The 5805-nt window shown below is 49.6% G+C and carries 5 protein-coding genes; 1 reads left to right on the forward strand and 4 read right to left on the reverse strand.

From position 1 onward, the window contains the following. Window positions 1-268 (forward strand): SDR family oxidoreductase (locus AB7S66_RS08715; protein ID WP_428519114.1); only part of this gene is annotated, 268 nt, incomplete at its 5' end. Window positions 269-294: 26 nt separating this feature from the next. Here AB7S66_RS08715 and AB7S66_RS08720 read toward each other — a convergent pair. The 4 genes from AB7S66_RS08720 to AB7S66_RS08735 all read right to left on the reverse strand — a co-directional run. Then, window positions 295-2295, reverse strand: coding sequence for an FAD-binding protein (locus AB7S66_RS08720; protein WP_428519116.1), 2001 nt, complete (start codon window positions 2293-2295; stop codon window positions 295-297). After that, window positions 2296-3294 carry a LacI family DNA-binding transcriptional regulator gene (locus tag AB7S66_RS08725; protein ID WP_428519118.1) on the reverse strand — a complete coding sequence of 333 codons (999 nt, stop codon included), beginning with the start codon at window positions 3292-3294 and terminating at the stop codon, window positions 2296-2298. Between the two features lie 12 nt (window positions 3295-3306). Next, window positions 3307-4446: a hypothetical protein gene (locus AB7S66_RS08730; protein ID WP_428519120.1), complete on the reverse strand. Its 1140-nt coding sequence runs from the start codon at window positions 4444-4446 to the stop codon at window positions 3307-3309. Between the two features lie 3 nt (window positions 4447-4449). Further along, the coding region (locus tag AB7S66_RS08735; RefSeq protein WP_428519122.1) for a tripartite tricarboxylate transporter permease at window positions 4450-5805 on the reverse strand (1356 nt) is incomplete at its 5' end.

Raw genomic sequence — 5805 nt, forward strand, 5'->3', positions numbered from 1 at the left:
GATGGCTGCTTCCCTTTTCTCAACACGTCTCGCACCTGAAGGCGCTCTCGTGTACGAAATACGACCGGGTATCATCAAGACCGATATGACCTCAGCGGTAGAGGGAAAGTATGACTCCCTGCTTGCAGAAGGGCTGGTACCACAGATGCGCTGGGGTACACCCCAGGACATCGGCAAGACGGTAAGCTCCCTATTCGAGGGTGCGCTCCCCTTCTCCAGCGGAACAGTCATCACTGTTGATGGAGGACTTGCGATCCCCAGACTGTAACAGTCTCGTATCCCTATCTCAATGCACTATGCGTTGAGATAGGATTTTTCCTTGAATTCCCGCCAAACACGCTCAAACCAGAAGGTCTCTGATGGTACTTCCCTACAGGTATCCCATCGGCACTGGAGTGAACTTGATTCATCCAGGTCTATAACCTGTACGTATGAACGCAAGGACCTCTCCTCGGGCACCATGCTATAGGTAGCCAACAAGGGGTGAGGAGTCTCTCCTTCCTCAGATACCACAAGATATGATCCCCTACTTCCACCTCCTCTCTCCAGATAGGTTTTAATGGCATACAAGTACCACCTCTGGGCCAAAACCATATGTCTCAAGCGTAGTACCTTTGGGAGATAGACAAATGGTATGTCGGTTATGCTTGCAAGCATGGATTGTTGCTCTTTCGCATCCACCAAAGCCTTTTCGACCAAGGAGTGCGCCCTGATAGGCCCAGCTGAGCGAGACATACGCTGTTGCAATAGGGATTGTTGGGTATCAAGCAGAATCTTGGCTTCCTGCAAGTTGCTTCTCCCGGCGGATGCAACGTGCTTGATGTATTGGATCAGGTCGTTGATCTGCATTTTGCAAGCCTGCAGTGAAGAACGCATAGGAGTACCATATCCCATGATCCTTATAGCAGCTCGTAGAGCTCCTACCTGACCAGCGTTCAATGCACTGCCCCCTGGTCTGCTCACACCATGACTCCCGTTCACCTCCCCAATGGGATAAAGATGAGCGATATTCGTGGACTCCCACCAGATATCTGCAGCAAGTCCACCGTTGTTGTGTTGCGCACACACATCTATTTCCAGTGGTTCCTTAGAGAGATCGATATGGTTGCTTGCATACATGTCAATTGCAGCCTGGTTGAGCAGTTGGAGCCGTTTATAGGGAGTTTCAGCCCAGGCTCCGGATGTCTGCAGGTACCCCAAGGCACTGGAAGCAACACATGTTTTGGAAAAGTCACTCCATTCGCTCTTTCCGGTAAGGTTCTCACGAAAATCCATGAAAACCCGTCTTCCCTTCACCTGTGTCTCCTGGTAGACCAACAGATCGATCAAGGAAGAACCTTCATCGGAAATCTTGGCAGCGTCAAACGGCCACTGATAGCCTTTGAGAAACACAGCATTGGTAAGGGCTTCCCAGGAGGAGAAGTAGGGAGAAAGAAAATCCTCAGGATTGTTCCCCTCCCTGTCAGTGCTGTAATAACGAGGAAGTACCTGCTGGTAACTTCCCGAGAGGTTCCATCTGAACTTGATACTGGCAATGCCAAACTGGGACTCAGTCAGGTTTGCTGCTTCTGCTCCGATCTCCATGGCTAGACCAATGCTTCCAACGTGTACCCTTGGATAAACTGAAGAGGCGTAGAAGCCTGCAGGTCCACCGGTTCCCAGGACCACATGGTCGGCAAGGATAACTGACAGTCCATGGTTTTCCTCATACAATTTTGTCTTATCCAGAATGACGGCTCCCACCATCTGATCATTCTCATCAGTAAGCAGGCGCACCACATCACACTGGTCCCAGAAGGGAGTACCATTTCTTTGGACTTCAGCACTGAGGACCCTTACCATCTCCCTGGAGGTATAGGGACCTAGCGATATCCCTCTGGAGCTTGGGTCATGGTCGGTTTTGTACCCTGTGTATCCACCATAACGATTGTGAGGGAAGTCCATCCCCAACGAGACCAGGTTATAGAATGCACGGAGGGAATTCTGGGCTTCAACAAATGCAATATCACCGTGGGTAGCACCACCACGGATGTATGACTCCACCATCGCGTAGGGGGAATCGGGGACATGACTAGCATCACTCTGACGATAGTACGTCTGCTTGTCACTCCCGGTATTACGGCTGGTACCCCCATTTCGGTTATCGGTAACGATAAGCATCTTGCTGCACCCCATCCTATGCAAATGGATGGCACACGAGAGGGAGGCAGCACCAGAGCCTATGATCAAGACACCCGTTTTATAAACAGGCAGAGAGTATCCTTGGAATAGATATTGTTCACTTGCATCAACCATCTAGATTGTTTCTCCCACGATATAGTCCCCTTCCAAGGCTTTCTGTATTGCATTATCCAAGCGATTGATAATGCGACCATTCAACCACATCCCCGCTTCTTTTCCCAATTTCAGGAGAGAGAACTCAATGGTGTCGATCCTCTGGTCCAATAGTTGCAGCATGGGGGAGTTGTCAAATCCAGTGAGGGAAAACAGGTCAGGCACCCTCCAATTTCTTCTCAGGGCGGTTTGGTAGAGAGAAACAGCCATAAGGTCATTGAAGCAGAAAACCCCGTTATAGGAGTACTTCTCTATTGCAGGCAGTACTTTCTCACGTAGTTCAGTGAGGGAGTCCACCATGATCACATCCTTCTCACGGTCAAAGGGAATATTACGGGCCACACACCCTTTATAGACGCCCATCTCACGTTGTTCACTTACCGAAGGAAGTTTTGAGAAGCCGACGTAACAAGGCTTGAGAGATTCCCCCCGCTTCTTGTACATCGCATCCACCAAGGCATCCATACCGACCAGGTTATCCACCAACACATAGTTATGTTCAGGGTTTGAACGGTTCAGAAGGATGAACGGGACAGAACGGTCTTCCAGAAGTTCCTCAAGGGCATCAGAAGGTTTGGTGAAAGCAAAAATGCACCCATCGATATCTCCAAGTTTCTTGGAGTCAAATAGCGAGAGGTCTCCATCATTCAGGCTGGTAATGATATTCACACGAGTTTCGCCAAATCCATGCTGGATACCTTCGATCAATTCAGCAACATCATAGAAAAGATGGATGTAACTGAACTGGGTCTTGGGCAGAAACAGGCGGATATTGATAATTGCCCGTCCCTTCTGTCGTTTGATTGCTCGTTTTTGGTACCCCATCTCTTCTGCAGTACGAAGGATGAGTTCCTTCTTTTCCGTACTGATGAGGGAAGAGTTGTTGAGTACCCTCGAAACGGTACTGGGACTCAGTCCCAGCCGTTTCGAAATATCATATACCGTTACTCGCTTTGTCATGCCATCAATCACCTATTCTTTTATCACAGGGTAGATGATGCATTTCACCTGCTCCTGTTTCACCATGAGTTTTGAACAGCCCGAACAAAGTTTACAATAATCCACCTGCTCCCCCAGAGCAAGGCGTTTCGGGAATAGTGGATCGGCAAGTGTCTGTCTTCCCCATCCTACAAAGTCTGTGTCCCCTTTCTGCAGGTTCTCTTCTGCAAGGGCAATTGCTTCTTCCTTGAGAACAGAGTAGGCAGAACCAAACACCTTCATTGCATCCCCGACCAAGGCTTTCGCCCTACGGGCATACCTGAACTGGTGTAGATAGAACCACTTGGAGGTTGCAGTCGGTCGGGTAATTTCACTGGTTACCCCAGGGATTCCTGCTGAGACGTTCACATAATCCAAGCCAAGGTTGACCATGAGCCGGATCACCTCGTCCATCTCGGTTAAATCTTCCACCGCGTCATCGGCGCTCTTTGTTCCACAACCACCCTTGATCCCTTCCCAGTAGCTGATCCTGCTGCCAAGGATGAAGTCCTTGTTCTTCAGACGGGTCTTCAATTCCTTCACAGACTCAGAGAGGAACCGAGTACGGTTCTGGAAGGAACCTCCCCACTTGTCATCCCTTTGGTTTGCAGGACGAAGCAACTCACACCCAAAGTAGCCATGGCACATCTTGAAATCCACACCATCGGCACCTGCCTCTTCAGCCAGCAGGGTTGCTTCCACAAACAGGCGCTGTATTTCATCAATCTCCTCAGTGGTGAGCAGGTGCTCATGGGGTGCTGGGTCGTACAAGGCTGTTGGCTGGGAAAAGTCCTTGCCGCTCTTTCGTCCTGAGTGGGTAATCTGGAAGAGAATCAGGGCATTGGGATCGGCCTTTTTCATCTCTGAAACCAGCCTCTTGAATCCCGGAAGGTGTTCTCTGTTGATCACCATCTGGTTCTTTCTTGCAAGGGCATCACTCTTGACTGCAAGTGCCTCGATGACGATAACACCCCACTTCCCCTCTGCAAGTTGTGTATAGCGCTTGATTGCGCGCTCTGATACTGCTCCATTCTCCCCGTCATTCCCTTCCATTGGTTGGGCGACAAAGCGATTCTGGGCGGTACGATTTCCAATGTTCAGAGAACTGAGCAATATACTATTTGCATCAAGCATAGATTATACTCCCTTGCTATTTGTAATAATTTTCTTGAACCTCTTCATGACTACTGGGCCGGCAAGTACCACCACCACGACAATCAGGAAGAAAAGGCTGATAGGTCGCTGGACAAATGTGGCCCAATTACCTTCACTCAGCATCAAGGCACGTCTGAAATTGCTCTCAAACAAGGGTCCGAGGATCATTCCAAGAATAATCGGTGCAATAGGCAAGCCGATTTTCCTGAAGAGGAACCCGACCAGACCACTTATGATGAGTACCCAGATATCAAAGATTGAGTTACTGATGGCATAGCTACCAACCAACCCAAAAACCAGGATGGCTGGGATGAGATACTTCTTCGGGAAGCTGATCAGCTTTGCATACAAGCGAGCACCAAGCAAGCCAAGAATGCACATAAAGACTACTGAGAGCAGCAAGCTGATGAAGATTGATGAGACAAACGGCATCTGCTGTTGGAACAACAGAGGACCCGGACGAAGTCCCTGGATGATAAGGCCACCCATCAAGACTGCGGTCATTGCATCCCCTGGGATACCGAGGGTAAGCATGGGAATCAAGGCACCACCGGTGCTTGCATTGTTTGCAGCCTCCGGAGCAGCAACACCCTCAATGATTCCAGTTCCAAGCAAGTCACGGCGTTTACCCAGACGCTTTTCCTGTCCATAGGCGACCAAGGAAGCGATAGAGCCACCAGCAGCAGGAAGTGCACCGATCAAGACACCAATAAAGGAAGATCGCACTACTGTACCAAATATTCTCTTGATATCCTTCCAGGGAGGTACAATCTTACTTATCTTCTGTTCGACTGTTACCTTGTATTCGGCGCTGGAAATCTGCACGAGCATCTCAGAGAGACCGTACATACCAATCATTACAGGGATGGAATCGATTCCTTCCAACAGCTCTGCCTGTCCCATGATGAACCTTGGATATCCGGTGATGGGGTCCAAGCCAACAATTCCAATGATCAGACCGATAACTCCAGCGACCAATCCCTTAATGGTGGAACCAGGTGAGATGATTGCAATGACACTCAGCCCGATAAGGGTAATTCCTACATATTCCTCTGCACTGAATTTCAGGGCAACACTGGCAATGGCCGGTGCTGCAAACATCAAGACGAATACGCTGAGGAATCCACCAATGGTTGAACTAATCGTGGAAATACCAATGGCCTCTCCTGCCCGTCCAGCCTGGCTCATCGGATATCCGTCCAAACTGGTTGCGATGGCTGAAGGTGTTCCCGGGATGTTGATCAGGATGGCCGAGATCGACCCTCCATATACTGCTCCGGTATACAGCCCCAACAGGAAGGCAAAGGAGATATAGGGTGACATCCCAAAGGTAAAAGG

This window comes from Sphaerochaeta sp., assembly GCF_050178175.1.
In the GTDB taxonomy this organism is placed as follows: Bacteria; Spirochaetota; Spirochaetia; order Sphaerochaetales; family Sphaerochaetaceae; genus Sphaerochaeta.

Excerpts from the sequence above, each read along its gene's own strand:
- AB7S66_RS08720 (WP_428519116.1), bottom strand. The coding sequence starts at position 2,295 with ATGGTTGATGCAAGTGAACAATATCTATTCCAAGGATACTCTCTGCCT.
- AB7S66_RS08725 (WP_428519118.1), bottom strand. The coding sequence starts at position 3,294 with ATGACAAAGCGAGTAACGGTATATGATATTTCGAAACGGCTGGGACTG.
- AB7S66_RS08730 (WP_428519120.1), bottom strand. The coding sequence starts at position 4,446 with ATGCTTGATGCAAATAGTATATTGCTCAGTTCTCTGAACATTGGAAAT.